Here is a 20,598-nt window from a genome sequence, read left to right on the forward strand (position 1 = left end):
CACGCTGCCGCATCTTCTACATCGCACGACCCTCTTAAACTGTTATACTGCTGCCCAATAATAGAGGCACCTACTCCGGGTTACTCCGGAAATAGCTGCACTTGCGCATTTATGGAACAGCCTTGGGCGTCCACCGCGCTGATTAATTGTGCGGAATTGCAGGTTTCCGTACACCAAATTTCGATTTGATGAAAACCTCATTGAAGAACCCGGTTATTTTTGATGGCCGCAATTTGTATGATCCTAAGCGACTCGAAAAACGGGGTTTACCTATTATAGGATCGGCCGTTGCGCATCAGTGGATCCGGTATTGTAAGGAGATGGCATGAATTATTTAGTAACAGGTGCAGCAGGTTTCGTCGGTTATTTTGTTTCTTTGCGGTTGTTGGCCGAAGGTCATCAGGTGACCGGTCTTGATAATCTTAATGGTTACTATGATGTCAATTTGAAATTGGCACGGGTACAGCAGCTGGAGGATAAACCGGGATTCAAGTTTGTTAAATTGGATCTTGCCGATCGTGATGGCATGACCGCACTTTTTGCCGAGAATAAGTTTGAGCGAGTAATACATTTAGCTGCACAGGCAGGCGTTCGCTATTCAATCGATAACCCTCTGGCCTATGTGGATGCCAATTTAGTGGGTTTTGTTAACGTACTTGAAGGCTGTCGTCATAATAAAGTGCAGCATTTACTTTATGCTTCTTCAAGCTCCGTTTATGGAATGAACCGTAAGCAGCCATTTGATACGCAGGATAATGTAGACCACCCGATTTCACTTTATGCGGCGACTAAAAAAGCTAACGAGTTAATGGCCCATACTTATTCACACCTGTACGGATTGCCAACAACCGGAATGCGCTTCTTTACGGTTTATGGTCCTTGGGGACGCCCGGATATGGCGCTCTTCAAGTTTACGAAGGCGATTATTGCAGATCAAAGTATCGACGTTTATAACCACGGGGAAATGCGCCGAGATTTTACTTATGTCGAAGACGTTGCCGAGTCTGTAATGCGTCTGCAGAATATTATTCCACAGGCCCAGCCAGATTGGACTGTAGAGACCGGTAATGGCTCGCAGAGCTCCGCGCCTTATGTTCTATATAACATAGGTAATAGCAATCCTATCAAGCTGATGACTTATATAGAGGCGCTGGAAGACGCTTTGGGCGTTGAGGCGAAGAAAAATATGATGCCAATGCAGCCAGGTGACGTCCACGAGACCAGTTCTGACAGTACGCCGCTGTATAACGCCACCGGCTTTAAACCACAGACGTCGGTTAAAGAGGGCGTGAAAAAGTTTGTAGACTGGTATAAAGATTATTATCAGTGTTAAAAGCACTCGATAAAAGTGCGGGATAAATGAGGCTGCTGATGCGGCCTTTTTTTATGACTGAGGTTTAACTCGGGATATGCCGTAGGATAAACAAAGGCGACTAATTATTGTTCATTGCGGGCTTATAGACGACGTTAATAAAAAGCCACCGCGCTAGCGGTGGCTTTGTAAAACATTTTTGAGACTGATGCACAGCCGAGCAAAATTACAGCAGGAAATCATCCAGCTGTTTGCCGTCGTCGATTGCTTTCTTGATTACAGCAGGAGTACGACCCTGGCCAGTCCAAGTTTTGCTTTCGCCATTCTCGTCGATGTATTTGTATTTAGCAGGACGTGCAGCACGCTTGGTTTTGCCCGTTGCTTTAGTTGCAGCCATAGTCTGCAGCAATTCATTTGGATCGATACCGTCAGCGATCAGCATTTCACGGTATTGTTGCAGTTTACGAGTGCGCTCTTCAATTTCAGCCGCTGCCTGAGTATCTTCTTCACGGCGCTCATTAACAACAACTTCTAATTTCTCTAGCATTTCTTCAAGAGTTTCCAGAGTACATTCACGAGCCTGGGCGCGGAGGGTACGGATGTTGTTCAGGATTTTTAATGCTTCGCTCATTATACTAGTCTCAATTTAAATTGGTGGGGGGCGTTGCGGTAATAATAGAATGCTCTTCTGTATTCTGCAATAGCCAATTTGTTATGTTGACGCGAATTTACCATTTATTAGCAATAATATTTTTTGCTGCTACAAATATAAGCGCGATAGCAGGCCTATTAAAGTTATGACTATAAGGCAAATTGATTAGCGCTTTGTGCGCTGCGGCGCCGGTTTTTAATCGCCTCTTTTATAACCTTGGGGCGAGGTAACAAATATCAATAGGCCTTACGTATAACTGGTGAGGCCGCAACATCGTTAGAGCTTATCCATTTTAGCTATATGTGCTTTAGGCCAGCAGATAAAGGCGAGAAGCATAACAGCAGTGTTTATAACTTCCGAAAAAGAGTAAGGCTTTATTTATTGATTCACACAGTTTGTTTTTGTGATCTGATGCTAGTTTTTCAAGCATCATTAACTAATTAGGACAAAGAGTAATATCGCATTCTGATTGTAAGCAGCTGTAATTTCGGCCACCTTTATTGACATCCGACTTGCCCCTTTTAAACCCGAAATTTAAACGCCAGCTATACAAAGACTCTGTATGCAACCTGCGGATTGGTGGATGCCCCGTTGCCAATAGGTCAAGGCTGTGTGATACAATTGAAAGCAAGAGGCGTTATCGGAATTCTTTATACTGTTGGAGTTACGGGCTCATGGCTCAACTTTATTTTTATTATTCAGCGATGAATGCTGGAAAATCTACATCTTTGTTACAATCTTCATATAATTACCAAGAGCGGGGGATGCGCACTTTAGTTCTAACGGCAGAGCTCGACAACCGCTTTGGCATTGGCAAGGTCACCTCACGTATCGGATTATCTTCCGGCGCCGTGCTTTATAAAGCTGACACAGACTTACTCAACCTGATTGCAGAAGAACATAATGCGCAAACGTTACACTGTGTGTTAATTGATGAAAGCCAGTTTCTAACTCGGCAACAGGTTGAGCAGCTTACTGATGTCGTAGACCAGCTTGATATCCCGGTATTGTGTTATGGCCTGCGGACTGATTTTCGCGGTGAGCTTTTTAAAGGCAGCCAATATTTACTGGCCTGGGCAGATAAGTTGGTTGAGCTTAAAACTATCTGCCACTGCGGGCGCAAGGCAAACCAGACTCTCAGACTCGATGAGCAGGGCCGAGCCCTCCACGATGGCGCACAGGTGGTTATAGGTGGTAATGAGCGCTATGTTTCCGTCTGCCGTAAACATTATAAAGAAGCGATGGCACAGGACAGGGATTAGCAGTAGAAAATTTCTTGCCGATGGACGTTGGTATAAACATTAATGTGCTTAATGTTTCAAGTATAAAAAAACCCGCCGATTGGCGGGTTTTGTTTTATTCATCCGTTGATGAAAACTATTTTTTAGCTTTTTTAATGGCCGGTGCTTTTGCAGCAGACGCTGCTTTCGTTACTGGCTGAGACTTGTCATCAATCACACTCAGCGGCAGTTCTTCGCTGAATTTATTGCCGTAGTAAGTATCCATTAGAATCTGTTTCAACTCTGCAATCAGAGGATAACGCGGGTTGGCACCGGTACATTGGTCATCAAATGCGTCTTCTGAGAGTTTGTCTACTTTCGCCAAGAAATCAGACTCCTGAACTCCCGCTTCGCGAATGGAAGTTGGAATACCCAGTTCAGCTTTGATTTCATCCAGCCATTGAAGCAGTTTTTCAATTTTCTGCGCGGTACGGTCTCCTGCTGCACTCAGACCCAGATGGTCAGCAATTTCAGCGTAACGACGACGTGCCTGAGGGCGGTCGTACTGGCTGAAGGCCGTTTGCTTGGTTGGGTTGTCATTCGCGTTGTAGCGTATAACGTTCGAAATCAACATGGCGTTGGCGAGGCCGTGCGGAATGTGGAATTCAGAACCCAATTTGTGCGCCATTGAGTGACAAACACCCAGGAAGGCGTTGGCAAACGCGATACCTGCAATGGTTGCCGCATTGTGAACGCGTTCACGAGCAACCGGGTTTTTTGCGCCTTCTTTATAGCTGGCAGGCAGGAACTCTTTCAGCAGTTTTAATGCCTGCAGTGCCTGACCGTCGGAGAACTCATTCGCCAGCACGGAGACATAAGCCTCAAGTGCGTGGGTCACAGCGTCAAGACCCCCGAACGCACACAGTGATTTCGGCATGTTCATCACCAGGTTGGCATCGACAATCGCCATATCTGGGGTCAGCGCGTAGTCGGCCAGTGGATATTTTTGACCCGTAGCGTCATCGGTAACCACGGCGAACGGTGTCACTTCTGAACCCGTACCTGATGTGGTGGTGATAGCAATCATTTTGGCTTTCACGCCCATTTTCGGGAACTTGTAGATGCGTTTACGGATATCCATAAAGCGCAGCGCCAAGTCTTCGAAATGGGTTTCAGGGTGTTCGTACAGCACCCACATGATTTTAGCCGCATCCATCGGAGAACCACCGCCGAGGGCGATAATGACGTCTGGCTTGAAGGAGTTCATCTGCTCGGCGCCTTTGCGCACGATGCTCAGCGTTGGGTCAGCTTCAACTTCAAAGAACACTTCTGTTTCAATACCGTGACTTTTCAGAACGCGTGTCACCTGATCGGCATAGCCATTGTTAAACAGGTAGCGGTCGGTGACGACAAAGGCGCGTTTTGCTCCATCAGTCGCCACTTCTTCAAGCGCGATAGGCAGTGAGCCGCGACGGAAGTAGATAGATTTTGGAAGTTTATGCCACAACATGTTTTCTGCTCGCTTCGCTACAGTTTTCTTGTTGATCAAGTGTTTTGGACCGACGTTTTCAGAAATGGAGTTACCCCCCCAAGAGCCGCAGCCCAGCGTCAGAGAAGGCGCAAGTTTGAAGTTGTAAAGGTCACCGATCCCCCCCTGTGAAGCCGGAGTGTTTATCAGGATACGCGCCGTTTTCATTTTGTCGCCGAAGTAGCGAACGCGCTCAGGTTGATTGTCCTGGTCGGTATAGAGGCAAGAGGTGTGGCCGATGCCGCCCATTGTGACCAGTTTTTCTGCTTTATCAACGGCATCTTCGAAGTTTTTAGCACGATACATGGCAAGCGTTGGTGACAGTTTTTCGTGAGCGAAAGGCTCTGACTCGTCGACTTTACTGACTTCACCAATCAATACTTTGGTATTTGAAGGGACTGAAATACCGGCCATTTCGGCAATTTTAGTCGCAGGCTGTCCCACGATGTCGGCATTAAGACCGCCGTTTTTGAGAATAATGTCTTGAACCGCTTTCAGCTCTTTGCCCACTAAAATGTAGCCGCCGTGTGATTTGAAACGTTCTCTCACGGATTCGTAGGCTGAATCAACCACGATAACAGACTGTTCAGAAGCACAAATTACGCCGTTGTCGAACGTTTTGGACATCAGGATAGAAGCAACGACGCGTTTAATGTCGGCGGTTTCATCAACCACCACCGGCGTATTACCTGCGCCTACGCCGATAGCCGGTTTACCTGAGCTATAGGCGGCTTTCACCATGCCAGGTCCACCCGTGGCAAGGATAAGGTTGAGATCGGGGTGGTGCATCAGTTCGTTGGATAAAGGCACGCTTGGCGCGTCAATCCAGCCGATAATGTCTTTAGGTGCGCCAGCTTTAATGGCAGCGTCGAGAACAATTTTTGCCGCCTTGATGGTGGCTTTTGCAGCACGTGGGTGCGGAGAGAAAATAATCGCGTTACGCGTTTTAAGGCTGATCAACGCTTTGAAGATAGCGGTTGAGGTTGGGTTGGTGGTTGGAACGATACCGCAGATGATGCCAATCGGTTCAGCAATAGTAATGGTGCCGTAGGTTTCATCTTCGGCCACGACGCCACAGGTTTTCTCATCTTTATAGGCGTTGTAGATATACTCTGAAGCAAAATGATTTTTGATGACCTTGTCTTCAACAATGCCCATACCGGATTCTTCAACGGCCAGTTTGGCCAGAGGAATACGTGCATCAGCAGCGGCGAGGGCGGCGGCTCGGAAGATTTTATCAACCTGCTCTTGTGTGAACTCTGCGTACTCACGCTGTGCTTTTTTAACCCGAGCGACTAGTTCGTTCAGTTCAGCGACGTTTGTGACAGCCATGGTGTTCTCCTGAGAATGTTAAACTTTTTTAGAAAATATTTGAAAAAAGCCGAGCCAAGATGCAACCAAGTATAGTCGTGGGCAGTAATGCTGCCGGAACAATTATAAGTGACTATTTATCAGATGGTTCTTAGCCAAGGTCTCCTATTTTCTTAAAAAGCTCTAACCTTATTTCAAAAGTGCAGTATATAAATTGTTAAAATCAGGGGTAAGTCCCACGTTTGTTCTGCTGTACTTACGATCTGATTTTGTTGCTGTGAAACAAGCTTACTCACTTATGAGCAGTCTGAATATGATCCAGATCAACAGATATACCCTAGCTGACACCTTTCAGCTCGCTAATTGTTAATTTTAATGATTAAGTGATGGTAAATTGTAAAATACTCGATCGAGGCGTTGGAGTGTCTGTTTGCGATGTTTTTTTATTGGAATTAATAACTGTTATATCTCTTAAAAGTGGTGGTAAATCCCGTTGAACTCCGTGGCGTGACGACAGTAATTCCAGTACATTAGCGCCCATAAATAACTTCTATCTGCAACCCTTGTGCGGAGTAGTGCGTGAGTCAGACAATTTTGGATTTTTCAGGTTATATCAAGTTCTTTGTGGGTCTTTTTGCTCTGGTCAATCCAGTAGGAATTCTGCCGGTATTTATTAGTATGACCAGTTACCAGCCTGCAACGGGGCGTGATAAAACCAATATGACCGCCAACCTCACCGTGGCGATCATTCTGTGTACTTCACTTTTTCTAGGCGATTCCATTCTTCAGGTCTTTGGCATTTCGATTGATTCTTTTCGTATTGCGGGCGGGATCCTGGTGGTGACCATTGCCATGTCGATGATTAGCGGCAAGCTGGGTGAAGACAAACAGAATAAGCAGGAGAAATCGGAGACGGCCATCCGCGAAAATGTGGGCGTGGTTCCTCTTGCTTTGCCATTAATGGCTGGCCCAGGCGCCATTAGCTCCACCATTGTCTGGAGCACGCGTTATCACAGTTGGGCAAATCTTTTTGGTTTTACCCTGGCGATCGTCATTTTTTGTTTCTGCTGCTGGCTACTTTTTCGCGCCGCCCCGTTGGTTATGAAATTGCTGGGTCAAACCGGCATTAACGTGATTACCCGTATTATGGGTTTATTGCTGATGGCCGTCGGCATCGAGTTTATTGTGACCGGGTTAAAATCAACATTTCCGGGCCTGCTCTAATACTGACAGAACGTTAGGTTTCACAGCGCGTTAACTCGACTACAAAGCTTTGGCGGTCGATGCATTGGGCAGCGTCCGCCGACCATGCTGCCTTGGTGAACAGCCTATTACCCGTTTAAACGCTTTTCCGAAAGCGCTCTCCGACTCGTATCCGAGTCTGGTGGCGATAACCGTTAATGAATCATTGGAGTTTTCCAGCCTGTCGCAGGCTAAAAGCATTCGCCAACGGGTCAGATACTCAATGGGAGAGGTGCCTGCCATTTCCTTAAACCGCAGGGCAAAGCTGGAACGCGACATGCCGATTCGAGAGGCCAGTTTATCCAGCGTCCAGTCAAATCCTGGCTCGTCGTGGATGCAGGTCAGCGCAGCGCTCAGTTGTTTATCCGCCAGAGCAAAAAGCCAGCCTGCGCTAGGATTGCCTGCCAGATGCAGTCTCAGTGCCTGAATCAGCATGGTGTAAGCCAACTGCTGGGTAATCAAGGAGCTTCCCGGCTGTGGAAAACGCACCTCTTGCGAAATCCTGTCGAGTGACCAGCGAATGGCCGCCTTGTCCGATTCATTCTGAATATGAACTACCGGCGGCAGCGAGCCTAAAAGCAACGCCGCATGATTGCCCGTCAGTACAAAGTGACCCCCCACCATAAAACAGGGTTCATCACCGCTCTTCGCCACCTCTCTCCCGAGTATACCCTCGTCGCGAAGCACCCTGAAGTCGATAGGGCTAGCCGTCAGGCTCGTTGCCAGGCAGAAAGGTGGACCTGGCGGTAAAATGTAGCAGTCGCCGGGAGTCAGAAGTAGAGGCTCGAGAATGCCAGAAACGGTGAGCCAGCACTGGCCTGAAACCACGGCATAACACTTGATACCTTCGTGCTGCGGCCACTGAATGGCCATATTCTCGGCGAGCGCAACGCCGCCCGTTACATAGCTCCTTGGCTTGAGCAATGACAACCAGTCAGAAAGTGGATCCATGATTTCTCCGGACGATTAGACCAATAATAAGGATTTTCGAGCATTGTTCGTATTGCCCTCTCTGTTTACAGTAAATCGTACAGGACGGCAACTCAGTCCTCAGTTAACTGTAAGGGGATTCACTATGCGTATTTTCGTTACCGGCGCTACCGGCTTTTTGGGCACGGCCATTGTTAATGAACTCATCCATGCCGGTCATCAGGTGCTAGGCCTGACGCGCTCCGAGGAAGGGGCACAATTGCTGACCTCGCGAGGCGTCGATGTTCACTTCGGTGATATTGAAGACCTCGAGAGCCTGCGCCGCGGCGTTGAACAGTCTGATGGCGTAATACACACCGCTTTTAATCACGATTTTTCAACATTTGTGGCAAATTGTGAAGCCGATCGCCAGGCCGTTGAAGCCATGGGATCGGTGCTTAAAGGCTCTACAAGGCCCTTTGTCATGACTTCCGTAGCAGCACTTGGTGCCAAGGGACCGGGACAGGTGGCGACGGAAGAGACCTTCAACCTTGATTCACCTATTTTGCGCAGAATTTCTGAGCTAGAGGCCGATAAATTAGTGAAAGAAGGGGTTTACGTTTCAGTGGTACGTCTGCCGCAGGTTCACGATACGCTTAAGCAAGGGTTGATTACCTATCTGATCTCAATGGCGCGAGAGAAGGGCGTTTCAGCCTATGTGGGTCAAGGAGATAAGCGCTGGGCCGCCGTTCACCTCAGTGACTGTGCTCGGCTTTATGTATTGGCACTGGAAAGGAATAGTGCCGGGAGCCGATACAATGCCGTGGCAGAAGAGGGCGTATCTCATAAGCAGATCGCGGAAGCTATCGCGCTTGGCCTGAATGTTCCGCTGCAAAGTATTGATAGTGAGAGCGCTAACAGTCATTTTAGCTGGCTCGCGCCCTTTATGAGCAGCGATATGTCAGCGTCCAGTACGATTACCCAGAAACTGCTGGAATGGAGTCCAACGGGGCCGGATCTTATCTCTGATCTTCAACAGATGGACTACCGTTAACACTTATTTTTGAAGAGTACGTATATTTTAAATATTCCCAACGACCAGGCCCATATCTTGGGCCATTTTCGTATCAGTGGTTATCCTTAACGTCATATTACCCACTTACACAGACGCTGAAATACCATTGCGACTGTTAACGTAAGACAATCAATTGAAAATCTTGTCTCATCACATCCTCGTCTTTATCATTTTTAGTCGATTTCACTGCGGAGTCATTTAAGTCAGAGATCACACTTTTGCTTAATTATTACTTAAACTAATAATGCCTCGCCTTATAATAGTGCATCTAATGACCCTTAAATGTGCTTTTGCACTTAAATGTGGCGTAAAGTCGCGTTCTATCTCTTAATGCCTATCAACTCGCTATTTCTGTTGCTTTTCTTGGCCTATTTAGGCGCTTTTTTTAACTTTTATTGCCCGTTTTGTCGTTAAATTAGTCACATCATTCTGTAGTGCTTGTACATGCCGTTTCGAGATGTTATTAGTGTTTACCGCGCAGTTAACAGGGGTTTATTCTTAAAAGTAACCTAATGTTAACGGAATCTGTCAGCTCGATTTTTAAGCGCAAAAATGACTTAATTTTCGATTTTAATTTTTAAAAATTTGTTTAAAAGCAATGAATTATGATTTGATTTGCCGTCAAGATTTGACTGGTCCGTCGACTGATAGCGGTCTGTAAAAGAGAATTGGTTAACATTTCTGTAAAATTTATTGGCGCGGTTTCACTGCATCTGATAATTTTCGGACCACTTCTTAAGGGAAAATGTTTCGACAGTTTGTCGAATTGAGAACGGATCTTGCTATAGCTTTTATGCAAAGTACTCAGGCTTGTAAAGTCAGGTAGTAAAGCGTGTCCTTTTTCATTTTTTCTGGAGTACCCGAAGTTGAATAGAAAACAAACCCACCAAGCTGCAACGCCTGCTCTAGGGCGTCACTCCTCAAAAGCTAAGCAGCCTGGGGTAAAACACTCTCCTTTGCCTGATATTCGTTTTTATACTCAATTTATTCGCCAGAAATTAGACACTCTTCGCGAGTCGAATTTTAATTAGCGGCGATGCTTTGCACATTTCCTGCAATGGAATGTGAATAAAAGCCATAGTCAGTAAAGTTTTCGCGAGGTATGAATCGTTGTATTTCGCGGACATTATGAATAATTGGATAAAACAATTCTGAAAGAATTGACAGCATAAATAGGCGCTTAACAGCTTTTCACTCTGTTATCCAGTAATTCAAAAGTAGGCAGTAAAGTCATGCAATAGGGGAAGGGTCAATCACTTGGATTGACTGACTACTTACCGTTTATACGCGGGCAATTCGTTCCTGTCCGTGATGAAGGGTTTAACCCGGTAGGGGTTGACCTGTTATTCAGGCATATAATAACAATTGGAGTTGATAGTAATGACCAACATCACAAAAAAACATCTTCTTGCCGCCGCTATTCTGGCTGCAGTCGGTGCAGTAACCTCCGTTAGCAGCTTCGCGGCAGTCGTTCCGGCCGGCGTACAACTGTCAGATAAACAAGAACTGGTGCGCAATAACGGCTCAGAAGTTCAGTCACTTGACCCGCACAAAGTTGAAGGTGTGCCTGAGTCCAACGTTATCCGTGACCTGCTTGAAGGTCTGGTTAATACCTCGGTAAAAGACGGCAGCGTTATTCCTGGCGTAGCAGAAAGCTGGGACAACAAAGACTTTAAAGTATGGACCTTCCACCTGCGTAAAGATGCTAAATGGTCGAACGGTCAGCCGGTTACCGCCGCTGATTTCGTCTACAGCTGGGAACGTTTAGCAGACCCTAAAACGGCTTCTCCGTATGAAAGCTACCTGCAATATGGTCACATTGTTAATATCGACGATATTATCGCCGGTAAGAAAAGCCCGGATACTCTCGGCGTGAAAGCCATCGACGACCATACTCTGGAAGTCACCCTGAGCGAGCCGGTGCCTTATTTCGTGAAGATGCTGTCCCACACCGCGATGAAACCGGTGTATAAGCCAGCCGTTGAGAAATTCGGCGACAAATGGACCCAGCCAGAAAACTACGTCAGCAATGGCGCCTATAAGCTGAAAACCTGGACTGTTAACGAACGTATCGTTCTGGTGCGTAACCCTGAATACTGGGATAACGCGAAAACCGTGCTGAACCAGGTAACTTTCCTGCCTATCTCGTCTGAAGTTTCTGACGTTAACCGCTACCGCAGTGGCGAGATCGACATGACTTATAACAACCTGCCGATTGAGCTGTTCTCCAAACTGAAGAAAGATATTCCCGATCAGCTGCACGCCGACCCGTACCTGTGCACCTACTATTATGAAATCAATAATCAGAAAGCACCCTTCACCGATAACCGCGTGCGTACCGCCCTTAAACTGGGTCTGGACCGCGATATCATCGTGAATAAAGTAAAAGCACAGGGCGACCTGCCGGCTTATGGCTTCACGCCTCCTTACACCGATGGCACTGACGGCAAATTGACGCCTCCGGCCTGGTTTAAAGAAACTCAAGATCAACGCAATGCCGAAGGCAGAAAACTGCTGGCTGAAGCGGGCTTTACTAAAGACAAACCCCTGACCTTCAGCCTGCTGTATAACTCTTCAGACCTGCATAAGAAACTGGCAATCGCCGCGGCGGCAATCTGGAAGAAAAACTTGGGTGTCGACGTGAAACTCGAAAACCAAGAGTGGAAAACCTTCCTCGAAACACGTCATCAGGGCAACTTTGACGTGGCGCGTGCGGGCTGGTGTTCTGATTACAACGAACCTACCTCGTTCCTGAATATCATGCTGTCAGACAGCAGCAACAACACTTCTCACTATAAGAGCCCGGCGTTTGACAAGTTTATTGCCGATGCGCTGAAAGTGAAAACTGACCAAGAGCGTGCGGCTATTTACCAGCAGGCTGAACAGCAGCTGGATAAAGACTCGGCGATTGTGCCTGTTTATTACTATGTAAATGCCCGTTTAGTTAAACAATACGTGGGTGGTTACACCGGTAAAGATCCACAGGATAACGTTTACGATAAAGATCTCTACATCATCAAACACTAATTAAGTGTGAGAGCGGGGCAGTTACCCGAGCTGCCCCGCTCTTGATTTTGATTGTTAGAGAACGAGTAACACGCTGAGCAAAGCAGGTACGAGCAATGTTAAAGTTTATTTTCCGCCGTTGTCTGGAAGCGATCCCGACGCTATTCATTCTGATCACGATTTCGTTTTTTATGATGCGTCTTGCGCCGGGTAGCCCGTTTACCGGAGAGCGCAACCTTCCTCCAGAAGTGATGGCGAACATTGAGGCGAAATATCACCTTAATGACCCGATGTATAAGCAGTATTTCCACTATTTAGAGCAGTTGGCCAAGGGTGATTTCGGCCCGTCGTTTAAATATAAAGACTATAGCGTCAACGATTTGGTGGCCACCTCATTCCCCGTTTCAGCGAAGTTGGGCCTGGCAGCATTTTTACTGGCTATTGTCCTCGGCGTTTCTGCTGGCGTTATTGCCGCACTTAATCAAAACACCAAATGGGACTATACGGTAATGGGCATTGCCATGACCGGGGTCGTTATCCCCAGTTTCGTGGTTGCACCCCTGTTGGTATTAGTCTTCTCCATCATGTTGAAATGGCTGCCCGGCGGCGGCTGGCACAACGGTGGATTCAAATATATGGTGCTGCCAATGGTAGCCCTGTCACTGGCGTATATTGCCAGCATCGCGCGTATTACTCGCGGCTCGATGATTGAAGTTCTGCACTCCAACTTTATCCGTACCGCGCGCGCCAAAGGCCTGCCGCTGCACCGGATTATTTTCCGTCATGCGCTGAAACCCGCCTTATTACCGGTTATTTCTTATATGGGACCGGCCTTCGTCGGGATCATTACCGGCTCTATGGTGATTGAAAGTATTTATGGATTACCCGGTATCGGCCAGCTGTTCGTTAACGGTGCATTGAACCGTGACTACTCGCTGGTATTAAGCTTGACCATTTTGGTGGGGGCTTTAACGATTCTGTTTAACGCGATCGTTGACGTGCTGTACGCCGTTATCGATCCGAAAATCCGTTATTAATACTGGAGCACGGCAATGATGTTAACTAAGAAAAAAAGCAGCGAAGCTCTGGAAAACTTCACCGAGAAGTTGGAAATAGAAGGGCGCAGCCTGTGGCAAGACGCCCGTCGTCGCTTCATTCACAACCGTGCGGCCGTCGCAAGCCTGGCGGTACTGCTGGTGATTGCCTTGTTCGTCACCTTTGCGCCGATGCTGGCACATTTTCGCTATGACGATACCGACTGGAATATGATGTCGGCAGCGCCGGACTTGTCCTCTGGGCACTACTTCGGTACTGACTCCTCAGGGCGTGATCTGTTGGTGCGCGTGGCCATCGGTGGAAGAATTTCCCTAATGGTCGGCGTCTCTGCGGCATTTGTTGCGGTTATTTTAGGCACACTCTACGGTTCTATTTCGGGCTATATGGGCGGTAAAACCGACTCGGCGATGATGCGTCTGCTAGAAATACTCAACTCCTTCCCGTTCATGTTTTTCGTTATTTTGTTGGTCACCTTCTTTGGTCAAAACATCTTCTTGATTTTTGTCGCCATCGGCATGGTTTCCTGGCTCGACATGGCGCGTATCGTTCGCGGCCAAACCCTGAGCCTGAAACGCAAAGAGTTTATTGAAGCTGCACTGGTGAGCGGCGTGTCAACGCGCAATATCGTGCTGCGTCATATCGTGCCAAACGTGCTGGGCGTGGTGGTGGTTTACGCCTCACTGCTGGTGCCAAGCATGATTCTGTTTGAATCGTTCCTGAGCTTCCTGGGCTTGGGTACGCAGGAGCCGTTAAGCAGCTGGGGCGCACTGCTCAGCGACGGCGCCAACTCGATGGAAGTTTCACCGTGGCTGCTATTTTTCCCGGCAGGTTTCCTGGTGATCACCCTGTTTTGTTTCAACTTTATCGGTGACGGGCTGCGTGATGCGCTCGATCCGAAAGATCGTTAAGGAGTGCGATGATGAGCACCATTGAACATAGCAATAGCACTCCGCAGGCCGCTGATACCTCGGCGACACCTATTCTGCTGGATGTTAAAGACCTGCGCGTGACCTTTGGCACGCCAGACGGCGACGTGACGGCGGTTAACGATTTGAACTTTGACCTGCGTGCCGGTGAAACGCTGGGTATCGTCGGTGAATCAGGTTCGGGTAAATCACAGACCGCTTTTGCGCTGATGGGCCTGCTGGCCAGCAATGGACGGATTGGCGGGTCGGCTAAATTTAACGGCCGCGAGATCCTCAACCTGCCGCCAAAGCAGCTGAACAAACTGCGTGCCGAGCAAATCTCGATGATCTTCCAGGACCCGATGACTTCATTGAATCCTTACATGAAGGTTGGCGAGCAGTTAATGGAAGTACTGGTTCAGCACAAACACATGAGCCGCTCAGAAGCGTTTGAAGGTTCTGTGCGCATGCTCGATGCCGTGAAAATGCCTGAAGCGCGTAAGCGCATGAAGATGTATCCGCATGAGTTTTCAGGCGGCATGCGTCAGCGCGTAATGATAGCGATGGCATTGCTGTGCAGCCCTAAGCTGCTGATCGCCGACGAACCGACTACCGCACTGGACGTCACCGTTCAGGCGCAGATAATGACGCTGCTTAACGAACTGAAAAGAGAGTTCAACACCGCGATTATCATGATTACCCATGATCTGGGCGTTGTGGCCGGCATTTGTGACAAAGTGCTGGTGATGTACGCTGGGCGCACTATGGAGTACGGTCACGCGCGTGACGTATTTTATCGTCCTAGCCATCCTTACTCGATTGGCTTGCTTAAGGCCGTACCGCGTCTGGACGCCGAGGGCGAGGCGATGCTGACTATCCCCGGCAACCCGCCGAACCTGCTGCGTTTGCCAAAAGGTTGTCCGTTCCAGCCCCGTTGCCAGTATGCAACCGAAATTTGTGCGACCACGCCGTCGCTTGAGCACTTTGGCGAAGGCCGCATGCGCGCCTGCTTTAAGCCTGTGGAGGAGCTAGTATGAGTGAAGTCACCCCTGTAATCCCTTCTACAGACGCCGCGCCCGAAGTGACAAGAAAAGTGTTGCTCGAAGTCGCCGATTTAAAAGTGCATTTCGATATTAAAGACGGCAAGCAGTGGTTTTGGCAGCCATCAAAAACTCTGAAAGCAGTCGATGGCGTGACCCTGCGCCTGTATGAGGGTGAAACGCTGGGCGTAGTCGGTGAGTCAGGTTGTGGAAAATCGACCTTTGCGCGCGCGTTGATTGGCCTGGTGAAGGCCACCGATGGGCACGTTGCATGGTTGGGCAAAGACTTGCTGAACATGTCGGACGCCGAATGGCGCAGTACGCGCAGCGATATTCAGATGATCTTCCAAGATCCGCTGGCTTCGCTTAACCCGCGCATGAATATTGGTGAGATAATCGCTGAGCCGCTGCGCACCTATTATCCTAAAATGCCAAAAGCGCAGGTGAAGGAGAAGGTGAAGGCGATGATGTTGAAGGTGGGGCTATTGCCTAACCTGATCAACCGTTATCCGCATGAATTCTCAGGCGGTCAGTGTCAGCGTATCGGTATTGCGCGCGCACTGATCCTTGAGCCAAAGCTGGTGATTTGCGACGAGCCAGTCTCCGCGCTTGATGTGTCGATTCAGGCACAGGTGGTTAACCTGTTGCAACAGCTGCAGCGCGAGATGGGGCTGTCGCTTATTTTTATCGCTCATGACTTGGCGGTGGTGAAGCACATTTCTGACCGCGTACTGGTGATGTATCTGGGTCATGCCGTGGAGCTTGGTACCTATGACGAGGTGTACCACAATCCGCTGCACCCTTATACCCGTGCGTTGATGTCAGCGGTGCCGGTGCCTGATCCGGATAAAGAGCGCAACAAAACCATTCAGCTGCTGGAAGGGGAGTTGCCTTCGCCAATCAATCCGCCATCTGGCTGCGTATTCCGCACGCGTTGCCCGATTGCCGGGCCTGAGTGTGCCAAAACACGTCCACTGCTTGAGGGCAGCTTCCGCCATGCGGTGTCGTGTCTGAAGGTCGATCCGCTCTAAGGGATCTGCTGTAAGCTTTCAGTGGATTGACGTCATAAAAAACCCCGCAGCAGTTGGCGGGGTTTTTCTTTATACGCATCTTTGGCTGCGGCCAATGAATTATCAGCAGGCAGAACGAAGTCTGTAAATTACTCTTTCCACAGGATATGGCACAGCTTATGGTCTTTTTCGCGGCACAGCAGCACGCGTGCAAAGACGTCATTGATAGGCTCACCGTCTGCATCGCCCAGCCCAATCACCACTTCGGCGAAAAAGTCAGGATTCAAATCGAAGTCTACGTGTTCAACCCAGTCTTCGGCGGGGTCATAAAGCTCTGCGCCACCGCGTTCCTCAAATTGCAGGTTAAAGATAAGGATATCTGCGGGATCCAGGTTATCTCCGGCCAATTCGAGGAAGATGTCGTAGGCTTGCTCAAGGGTTTCGTCTTCGGTCAGGCGATTATTCAGATCCATATTCTTCTCATTCAATAGTGTGTGGTGTGACAAGCCGCCGAGCGGAGTCAACGGCTTATGACATAACCTATTAGAACATTCTCGGTGCCGCTTTTACAGTAATGGGCTGAAAAAGTAGAACAGGCGTTCAACGATGCGATGCCAGAAAGGGCGCTTGAGCCACTCTTTAGGGTCAAGAAGGCGCGAGCGAGCAAGATAGTCTTCCTGCACCACGGCCAAATCGCCGCCAAATCCGGCGTCATCAATAACCAGTGTTATCTCAAAGTTTAGCCACAGGCTACGCATATCAAGATTTACCGTGCCGACGAGGCTAAGCTGCCCGTCGACCAGAATGCTCTTGGTATGCAGCAGTCCTCCCTCAAACTGATAGATTTTAACCCCCGCTTCGAGCAGTTCGTTGAAGAATGCTCGACTTGCCCAGTTCACCATCATTGAATCATTTTTCATCGGCAAGATAATGCTGACGTCGACGCCACGCTGTGCCGCGGTGCAAATGGCGTGCAACAGGTCGTCACTCGGCACGAGGTACGGCGTGGTCATCACCAGCTGTTCGCGTGAAGAATAGCAGGCGGTGAGCAGGGCCTGATGAATCATGTCCTCAGGGAAACCAGGGCCTGAGGCAATGACCTGAATTGTGTGGCCGCTTTCCTGCTCAAACGGCATCTGATTGACGTCTGGCTCTGGCGGCAAAATGCGTCGTCCGGTCTCAATTTCCCAGTCACACGAGTAAACAATCCCCATCGTGGTGGCGACAGGTCCTTCCATGCGGGCCATTAAATCAACCCACTGACCCACACCCGCGTCCTGCTTGAAGAAACGTGGATCGACCATGTTCATACTGCCGGTGTAGGCAACATAGTTGTCGATCAACACCACTTTGCGGTGCTGGCGCAGGTCCATACGGCGCAGGAATACGCGGAACAGGTTAACCTTTAGCGCTTCGACCACTTCAATGCCGGCATTGCGCATCATGGCCGGATAAGGGCTGCGGAAAAATTGCAGGCTTCCGGCTGAATCGAGCATCAAACGGCAGTGAACGCCACGTCTTGAGGCGGCCATTAGCGATTCGGCAACCTGATCGACCAGTCCACCGGGCTGCCAAATATAGAAAACCATTTCGATGTTGTGCCGTGCAAGTTCGATGTCACGCATAATAGATTTCAGCGTGTCGTCGCTGGTGGTCAGCAACTGCAGCTGATTTCCTTTGACCCCGGCAATGCCTTGACGGCGCTCGCAAAGTTGGAACAATGATTTGGCAACGTCGCTGTTTTCACTGGCAAAAATTCGATGACAGCCCTTAAGGTCGTTGAGCCAGCGCGCCGTTGAAGGCCACATCGCTTTCGCGCGTTCCGCCCGACGTTTGCCTAAATGGAGTTCGCCAAACGACAAATAGGCAATAATCCCTACCAGAGGAATAATAAAAATTATCAGTAACCAGGCCATTGCGGAAGGTACCGCACGGCGCTTCATCAAAATGCGTAACGTGACGCCAGCAATTATTAACCAATAACCAAAGACGATGAGCCAACTGATTACTGTATAAAATGTTGTCATAGGGGCGAAAAATCCTGTTCGCGAGCAATCTGGTGAGTTTACGCAGAGTGAATCAAAGGATAAACCTTAAATATAATTTTATCTGCAGCTTCAATCAGCTAGCTCTGATTGAATTGTCGGCAAAGTTAATAATCTGCAGTAGCCTGTAATTAAGCGTAGCTAAAACTGTCAATAACAGGTCAAGGTTGATCTATAATGTTGACGCTATTTGCACTGAGGTCCTTTATAAAGGAATATTTGTTGTATGAAACGCAGTAGAAATGAAGTTGGCCGGTGGCGTATGCAGCGTCAATCTCAGAGGCGAAAAAACCGTTGGCTTGAGGGCCAGTCGCGACGTTATCGCCATATTTATCGTATTCGGGCGATCCACTCTCTGCAACACCAGCGACTCAGTTTGTATACCGTTATTAACGAGTGGTAAGGACAATTGGGCGCGTAACGCGCCTTTTTTACGGGTTCTTCCTGCGCAATCTCTTTGTTTTTTACACTGACGATTGTCTCGGCACTATCGATCGTTTTTACGAAACAGAGCACCGCATTTTGGGCAAACCAGTGTGGCATTTTTGCGCACTTTCACGCTAATCTGCTCGGTTGTTGCCTGACATTCAGGGCAAACGACCTTGGTAGTTTTACTGGTCAAAAACTTCAATCCGTCGAAGAATGACATAATTGCGTAACCTCACGAGTAGGGGTAATCAGTTTACCACGTAAGTAAGAGGTTAGCTTGGCACTTCAGATTAAGATTAGATTAAAAGAAGCAGGGTGGGCCTGCTTCTGAGAAAGCTTACATCGCACGCCACGGCAGACATTGCCGACAGTGTTTAAAGCGGGCTTAAATCGTCTTTTTAAACGGTTTGACGGTCACTTTGTGGTAAACGCCTGCAAGCATATAGGGATCCACCTCAGCCCAACTCTTGGCGGCTTCGAGGGTTGCGAACTCAGCAATGACCAGTGAACCGGTCATGCCCGCGTCACCAGGCTCTTCGCTATCAATTGCTGGAAGCGGCCCGGCTACCAATACGCGGCCCTCTGCTTTCAAATTTTGCAGACGCTCAAGATGTGCTGGACGCGCGATGCGTCTTTTTTCCAGAGAGTGCGGAACATCTTCAGAATAGATCATGTAAAGCATGGCTCACCTTATCTTTTGTTGTAAAAATATCGAACAGACGCAAACGAATTCGATCTTATGAGGTCAATTACAATAACCAAACCCCAGGCTTTGCGAAAGAGGCCAGAATGAATCAAAAGTGCAGTATTTGAGAATAGTTTTCATCTGCTTATTGAATATGATTGCTATTTGCATTTACACTTGCGACTTCACGGGGAAATTGAATCACTATGCAGCCAAGAGCGATGTCTTTAACTAATGCCATGCCGTTAAAAAAACAGTCAATTATTCGCAAAGTAACTCTGCCGGCCATCCTGTCCATCGGCATACATGCTGCCGTCATCGCGGCGCTACTGTATGTCACCATTACTGACGCCGTGAAGATGCCAAAGCAGGAAGAGCACGTCATGAGCGTCACAATGGTGAATCCTGAAACGTTTGCTCCGCCGCCTACGCCACAGCCTGAGGTGCAACCGCAGCCTGAACCGGAACCCGAACCCGAGATTAAGCCCGAGCCTGTCGTGACGCAGCCGGTAGCCGTGCCTTTGCCTGAGCCAAAACCCAAGCCTAAGCCGAAACCCAAACCAGAGAAAAAACCGGTCGAGAAACCAAAACCTAAGCCGCATCCCCAGCCGAAGCCGGTTGAGAAAACGCAGGAGGTTACCAAGGCAGAGTCAGCACCACTTTCATCGCAAAAAGCACCGATTGCGCCCGCGACGAAGCCTGCCGCACAGACGACCGGCAGCAGCAGTGGTCCACGGCCGCTCGACAGAACCAAGCCACAGTATCCGGCGCGTGCCTATGCGCTGCGCATTGAAGGGCGCGTGAAAGTCCAGTTCGACGTTGACAGCGACGGTCGCGTAGACAACATCCGTATCTTGTCCGCTGAACCGCGCAATATGTTTGAACGCGAAGTTAAAATGGCGATGAACAAGTGGCGTTACGAGGCCAAAGAGGCCAAAAATCTGACGGTAACGTTGGTATTTAAAATGAACGGCAGCGGTGGCGTAGAGGAGTAATTTTTCTCATTAAATGCCGCATTATTTAAGGGATAAAACGTTAGTTTTATCCCTTTTTTATTATTAATTCCAAATACGCATTATAATTATCCATAGTTCTTTGCAATTCCCTCGGCCGTCATTGATGTGTAGCAACATTTTTTTAAACACAGTCCTATTTATTGTCTATCCTCTAAAG

The 20,598-nt window shown here is 48.6% G+C and carries 18 protein-coding genes and 1 pseudogene; 12 read left to right on the forward strand and 7 right to left on the reverse strand.

The window, feature by feature from the left end:
• Positions 1 to 135: 135 nt before the first annotated feature.
• A pseudogene (locus BS639_RS25105) lies at positions 136 to 316 on the forward strand (UDP-glucose 6-dehydrogenase); the annotation flags it as partial.
• A gap of 9 nt (positions 317 to 325) precedes the next feature.
• Positions 326 to 1,333, forward strand: a complete 1,008-nt coding sequence (locus BS639_RS07890) for an NAD-dependent epimerase (protein WP_055770410.1) — start codon at positions 326 to 328, stop codon at positions 1,331 to 1,333.
• 205 nt (positions 1,334 to 1,538) lie between these two features.
• On the opposite strand, the gene hns is transcribed toward BS639_RS07890, so the two are convergent.
• Positions 1,539 to 1,943 carry a histone-like nucleoid-structuring protein H-NS gene (gene hns / locus BS639_RS07895; RefSeq protein WP_055770413.1) on the reverse strand — a complete coding sequence of 135 codons (405 nt, stop codon included), beginning with the start codon at positions 1,941 to 1,943 and terminating at the stop codon, positions 1,539 to 1,541.
• A 695-nt stretch (positions 1,944 to 2,638) separates the two neighbouring features.
• Here hns and BS639_RS07900 point away from each other — a divergent pair.
• The gene (locus tag BS639_RS07900) at positions 2,639 to 3,226 is read left to right on the forward strand and encodes a thymidine kinase (RefSeq protein ID WP_055770414.1); all 588 of its coding nucleotides are present in this window, start codon (positions 2,639 to 2,641) and stop codon (positions 3,224 to 3,226) included.
• Between the two features lie 115 nt (positions 3,227 to 3,341).
• Here BS639_RS07900 and adhE read toward each other — a convergent pair whose 3' ends face one another.
• Positions 3,342 to 6,044, reverse strand: coding sequence for a bifunctional acetaldehyde-CoA/alcohol dehydrogenase (gene adhE / locus BS639_RS07905; RefSeq protein WP_055770417.1), 2,703 nt, complete (start codon positions 6,042 to 6,044; stop codon positions 3,342 to 3,344).
• Positions 6,045 to 6,602: 558 nt separating this feature from the next.
• On the opposite strand from adhE, the gene BS639_RS07910 reads away from it, so the two are divergent.
• A complete protein-coding gene (locus BS639_RS07910) occupies positions 6,603 to 7,247 on the forward strand; it encodes a YchE family NAAT transporter (RefSeq protein WP_055770420.1) in 645 nt (214 codons plus the stop codon).
• Between the two features lie 39 nt (positions 7,248 to 7,286).
• Here BS639_RS07910 and BS639_RS07915 read toward each other — a convergent pair whose 3' ends face one another.
• Entirely contained in the window at positions 7,287 to 8,216 is a 930-nt protein-coding gene (locus BS639_RS07915; RefSeq protein ID WP_084982759.1) for an AraC family transcriptional regulator, read from the reverse strand.
• A gap of 124 nt (positions 8,217 to 8,340) precedes the next feature.
• Here BS639_RS07915 and BS639_RS07920 point away from each other — a divergent pair, with 124 nt between their 5' ends.
• The 6 genes from BS639_RS07920 (at position 8,341) to oppF (ending at position 16,287) form a co-directional block, all read left to right on the forward strand.
• The gene (locus tag BS639_RS07920) at positions 8,341 to 9,228 is read left to right on the forward strand and encodes an SDR family oxidoreductase (protein ID WP_084982760.1); all 888 of its coding nucleotides are present in this window, start codon (positions 8,341 to 8,343) and stop codon (positions 9,226 to 9,228) included.
• 1,401 nt (positions 9,229 to 10,629) lie between these two features.
• On the forward strand, positions 10,630 to 12,276 hold the full coding sequence (gene oppA / locus BS639_RS07925) for an oligopeptide ABC transporter substrate-binding protein OppA (RefSeq protein ID WP_055770428.1): 1,647 nt from the start codon (positions 10,630 to 10,632) through the stop codon (positions 12,274 to 12,276).
• A 95-nt stretch (positions 12,277 to 12,371) separates the two neighbouring features.
• On the forward strand, positions 12,372 to 13,292 hold the full coding sequence (gene oppB, locus BS639_RS07930; RefSeq protein ID WP_055770431.1) for an oligopeptide ABC transporter permease OppB: 921 nt from the start codon (positions 12,372 to 12,374) through the stop codon (positions 13,290 to 13,292).
• Positions 13,293 to 13,310: 18 nt separating this feature from the next.
• A complete protein-coding gene (oppC, locus tag BS639_RS07935; RefSeq protein ID WP_055772382.1) occupies positions 13,311 to 14,219 on the forward strand; it encodes an oligopeptide ABC transporter permease OppC in 909 nt (302 codons plus the stop codon).
• Between the two features lie 11 nt (positions 14,220 to 14,230).
• Complete coding sequence (oppD, locus tag BS639_RS07940; protein WP_055770433.1) at positions 14,231 to 15,253, forward strand: ABC transporter ATP-binding protein; 1,023 nt, start codon at positions 14,231 to 14,233, stop codon at positions 15,251 to 15,253.
• The gene (gene oppF / locus BS639_RS07945) at positions 15,250 to 16,287 is read left to right on the forward strand and encodes a murein tripeptide/oligopeptide ABC transporter ATP binding protein OppF (protein ID WP_055770436.1); all 1,038 of its coding nucleotides are present in this window, start codon (positions 15,250 to 15,252) and stop codon (positions 16,285 to 16,287) included. The genes oppD and oppF overlap by 4 nt, the downstream gene beginning before the upstream one ends.
• Before the next feature lie 128 nt (positions 16,288 to 16,415).
• On the opposite strand, the gene BS639_RS07950 is transcribed toward oppF, so the two are convergent.
• Entirely contained in the window at positions 16,416 to 16,739 is a 324-nt protein-coding gene (locus tag BS639_RS07950; protein WP_055770441.1) for an HI1450 family dsDNA-mimic protein, read from the reverse strand.
• A 93-nt stretch (positions 16,740 to 16,832) separates the two neighbouring features.
• Positions 16,833 to 18,293, reverse strand: coding sequence for a cardiolipin synthase (cls, locus tag BS639_RS07955; protein WP_055770443.1), 1,461 nt, complete (start codon positions 18,291 to 18,293; stop codon positions 16,833 to 16,835).
• A 244-nt stretch (positions 18,294 to 18,537) separates the two neighbouring features.
• Here cls and BS639_RS24665 point away from each other — a divergent pair, with 244 nt between their 5' ends.
• A complete protein-coding gene (locus tag BS639_RS24665; protein ID WP_139804062.1) occupies positions 18,538 to 18,714 on the forward strand; it encodes a YciY family protein in 177 nt (58 codons plus the stop codon).
• Between the two features lie 84 nt (positions 18,715 to 18,798).
• On the opposite strand, the gene BS639_RS25005 is transcribed toward BS639_RS24665, so the two are convergent.
• Complete coding sequence (locus BS639_RS25005) at positions 18,799 to 18,960, reverse strand: YnfU family zinc-binding protein (protein ID WP_173882075.1); 162 nt, start codon at positions 18,958 to 18,960, stop codon at positions 18,799 to 18,801.
• A gap of 165 nt (positions 18,961 to 19,125) precedes the next feature.
• Positions 19,126 to 19,422 (reverse strand): YciI family protein, encoded by a 297-nt coding sequence (locus tag BS639_RS07960; protein WP_055770446.1) that lies wholly within the window; start codon positions 19,420 to 19,422, stop codon positions 19,126 to 19,128.
• Between the two features lie 242 nt (positions 19,423 to 19,664).
• Between BS639_RS07960 and BS639_RS07965 the strand changes: the two genes are divergently transcribed.
• Positions 19,665 to 20,420: an energy transducer TonB gene (locus BS639_RS07965; protein WP_055772385.1), complete on the forward strand. Its 756-nt coding sequence runs from the start codon at positions 19,665 to 19,667 to the stop codon at positions 20,418 to 20,420.
• The last annotated feature ends 178 nt before the right edge of the window (positions 20,421 to 20,598 follow it).

Origin of the sequence: Rouxiella silvae (genome assembly GCF_002093625.1) — a bacterium.
GTDB classification, from domain to species: Bacteria; Pseudomonadota; Gammaproteobacteria; order Enterobacterales; family Enterobacteriaceae; genus Rouxiella; species Rouxiella silvae.

Coding starts and splice junctions, on each gene's coding strand:
- BS639_RS07890 (WP_055770410.1), top strand. CDS start 326: ATGAATTATTTAGTAACAGGTGCAGCAGGTTTCGTCGGTTATTTTGTT.
- hns (WP_055770413.1), bottom strand. CDS start 1,943: ATGAGCGAAGCATTAAAAATCCTGAACAACATCCGTACCCTCCGCGCC.
- BS639_RS07900 (WP_055770414.1), top strand. CDS start 2,639: ATGGCTCAACTTTATTTTTATTATTCAGCGATGAATGCTGGAAAATCT.
- adhE (WP_055770417.1), bottom strand. CDS start 6,044: ATGGCTGTCACAAACGTCGCTGAACTGAACGAACTAGTCGCTCGGGTT.
- BS639_RS07915 (WP_084982759.1), bottom strand. CDS start 8,216: ATGGATCCACTTTCTGACTGGTTGTCATTGCTCAAGCCAAGGAGCTAT.
- BS639_RS07920 (WP_084982760.1), top strand. CDS start 8,341: ATGCGTATTTTCGTTACCGGCGCTACCGGCTTTTTGGGCACGGCCATT.
- oppA (WP_055770428.1), top strand. CDS start 10,630: ATGACCAACATCACAAAAAAACATCTTCTTGCCGCCGCTATTCTGGCT.
- oppB (WP_055770431.1), top strand. CDS start 12,372: ATGTTAAAGTTTATTTTCCGCCGTTGTCTGGAAGCGATCCCGACGCTA.
- oppC (WP_055772382.1), top strand. CDS start 13,311: ATGTTAACTAAGAAAAAAAGCAGCGAAGCTCTGGAAAACTTCACCGAG.
- oppD (WP_055770433.1), top strand. CDS start 14,231: ATGAGCACCATTGAACATAGCAATAGCACTCCGCAGGCCGCTGATACC.
- oppF (WP_055770436.1), top strand. CDS start 15,250: ATGAGTGAAGTCACCCCTGTAATCCCTTCTACAGACGCCGCGCCCGAA.
- BS639_RS07950 (WP_055770441.1), bottom strand. CDS start 16,739: ATGGATCTGAATAATCGCCTGACCGAAGACGAAACCCTTGAGCAAGCC.
- cls (WP_055770443.1), bottom strand. CDS start 18,293: ATGACAACATTTTATACAGTAATCAGTTGGCTCATCGTCTTTGGTTAT.
- BS639_RS24665 (WP_139804062.1), top strand. CDS start 18,538: ATGAAACGCAGTAGAAATGAAGTTGGCCGGTGGCGTATGCAGCGTCAA.
- BS639_RS25005 (WP_173882075.1), bottom strand. CDS start 18,960: ATGTCATTCTTCGACGGATTGAAGTTTTTGACCAGTAAAACTACCAAG.
- BS639_RS07960 (WP_055770446.1), bottom strand. CDS start 19,422: ATGCTTTACATGATCTATTCTGAAGATGTTCCGCACTCTCTGGAAAAA.
- BS639_RS07965 (WP_055772385.1), top strand. CDS start 19,665: ATGCCGTTAAAAAAACAGTCAATTATTCGCAAAGTAACTCTGCCGGCC.